At 55.8% G+C, this 2,297-nt stretch carries 3 protein-coding genes and 1 pseudogene; 3 read left to right on the forward strand and 1 reads right to left on the reverse strand.

The window, feature by feature from the left end; genetic code table 11:
• Both AC01FP_RS16980 and AC01FP_RS16985 read left to right on the forward strand, forming a co-directional pair.
• On the forward strand, positions 1-220 hold a 220-nt coding region (locus tag AC01FP_RS16980; RefSeq protein WP_474481855.1), incomplete at its 5' end, for a hypothetical protein.
• Between the two features lie 39 nt (positions 221-259).
• On the forward strand, positions 260-763 hold the full coding sequence (locus AC01FP_RS16985) for an ISAs1 family transposase (RefSeq protein ID WP_474481857.1): 504 nt from the start codon (positions 260-262) through the stop codon (positions 761-763).
• Between the two features lie 17 nt (positions 764-780).
• Here AC01FP_RS16985 and AC01FP_RS16990 read toward each other — a convergent pair.
• Positions 781-1,308, reverse strand: a pseudogene (locus tag AC01FP_RS16990) (IS5 family transposase); the annotation flags it as partial.
• A 473-nt stretch (positions 1,309-1,781) separates the two neighbouring features.
• Between AC01FP_RS16990 and AC01FP_RS16995 the strand changes: the two are divergent.
• Positions 1,782-2,285: a hypothetical protein gene (locus AC01FP_RS16995; RefSeq protein ID WP_474481859.1), complete on the forward strand. Its 504-nt coding sequence runs from the start codon at positions 1,782-1,784 to the stop codon at positions 2,283-2,285.
• The last annotated feature ends 12 nt before the right edge of the window (positions 2,286-2,297 follow it).

The following is a 2,297-nucleotide window of genomic DNA, read 5'->3' on the forward strand; positions in this document are numbered from 1 at the left end:
CGCCCAGGTGAGCCTTTACTCCGACTCACTGGGCGTGGCGATCGCTCAGACGACCTACGCCACCGACGCCAGTGGTGGGATCCAGGCCCTGCGCCAGCTGCTGGAGGCAGTCGAACTTGAGAGTGTGCTGGTGCAAGACGCGCTGCATGCGAACCGCCCTTTTTCCTCTACCTCGCCCAGCGCGGCGCCGACTTCCTGTAGACGCCAGTCTTCCGCGTAGCGGTACGCCGTCAAACACGGGCGCCGCAAAGGGTTTCGGTTGATCCGCGATCGGCTCACCTACGGCCGGCGGATCCCCTGGCGCACCACCAAGCGGGAAATCAAACGGGGCCGTGACATCACCTGGACCCTCCGGGCCATGCCGGCACCGGAGTGGGTGATGGAGCAGTGGCCGGGCAGCGCGACGATCATCGCTGTGCGCACCCATGGCAACCGCGAGGGCAAGCCGCAAGACGAGACCCGTTACTACGTCTCGAGTTTGCGCACTGGTGCCAAGGCCATGCTCAAAGCCATCCGCCAGCGTTGGTCAATCGAGAACAGCTGGCACTGGGTGCGGGATGTTCCGCTGAGGGAAGACGCCCACCGCTACCGCGAGAACAACGGCGTCCAGATCCTGGCCACGCTGCGCAGCATGGCCATCAATGCCCTGCGGCTGGAAGGAATCTGGTCAATCACCGAGGGCATCGCCGCCTTGGCACACGACATCAAGGGCCTGCTCAGGCTGCTGGGCTGGAGGCCAGCAGCGGAGAAGCCCTCAGGATGACTTCTAATAGGCCCTGCCTGGTTGCCCTTCTTGGTCTGGTGCATCTCTGGATCGCTCTTCCCCTCTTTGTTTTTGGTGGAGCTGGGCGCCGCGATCAAGGTGGCGCCAACAATCGTGCCCTGTCGCATCGACATGCCCTTCTCACTGAGATGGGCTTTGACCCTGTCAAAGATTTGCTCGCCCAGCCCATGCTTCTCCAGCAGGTGGCGGAAGGTGAGGATCGTGGTTACATCGGGGATCTGATCGCTGATCAGCTCGATGCCGGCAAAGCGGCGCATGGTGGGAACTTCGATCAGTGCCTCCTCCATCGCCGGATCGCTGAGGGAATACCACTGCTGCAGCAAATGGATCCGCAGCATCGTGGCCAGTGGATATGGAGGCCGGCCGCCTTTCTTGCTCGCTTTGGGGTAGTGCGGCTCGATCAGATCGATGAGCGCCTGCCAGGGCACCACTGCCTCCATCTCAGAGAGAAACTTCTCCCGTTTGGTCTGCTTTTTAGCGGTGGTGAGCTCGTAATCCGAGAAGCTAAGCTGCTTACCACCCATACCCCAGTCCTGGACAGCGATCACAGAGCCATTGTCCCGCAAACGGCCTCGGTTTTCCAGAGTCTCCCTAAATGAGTTTCACGGTAAAATAAACGCAAATGCTTATTTTAGCTCAAAGAGAGTCATTGTTTTCCATGTATGCCGACGCGAGCCTCGTAATCATCTCTTGTTTGAAGACTTCTTTCCACCGTTTAGCCGCAAACATGTTGTGCCGCATCTGGCAGACCGGAGGGGATTCCTAGGCCTTATCACCTGAGGCTCCGATTGTCTTTGTCGGCAGGTGCTAACTGGCGATAGCGGCAGTAAAGTAAAGTTTTCTCCAGTACCCATGAGTACAAGGGGCTCAAGGTATTACAATTAATAAGTTTTTGGAGCAATCAAGCTCTAGTCAATTTACGTATTGCATCAGCAAGCACATATGTACTTCCATCGCAATACGTTGTGCATGATTTCCGCCCGCTAAGGAGGGACGCTTGAGACCCGAGCTGATACTGCATCCAGGCTTTCCAAAGTGCGGCACGACTTCTCTTCAGAAGCTGTTCATTGTTGAAAACCACGCGCTCGCTAGGGCGCTCGGAATTGGTTTCTTGGGTGCAGATTTCAGACCAAACAATGGATATCCACCTGTCTCACAGTTGATGTATGACTATCAAGGTGCGGCAGAAGCCTTGCTGTCGAATGATTATGCTCCTGGTCGCTATATTCTGTCCAATGAAGCGATGTCAAATAGGCCTGAACTTCTAAAAGTTCTTACCGAAAAGTTTGCGATCATGCATGCTGTATTTACAGTTCGGCATCCGGTACTTCAGGGAATATCAAATTATCGCTACAGTGGGTGGCTCGAAAAAAGTTTTGCCACACTTCTCACTGATCAAGGCGCTCGTCTTTACGATGTCGACAGCAAGTATCGCAAGCCCCCCAGTTTCAGGAAAGTTGTCACCCCTCTGATCAGTACATCCGGGGGCTTGAGGACATGACTAATGCGTCGA

The organism is Cyanobium sp. NIVA-CYA 375 (assembly GCF_056108345.1).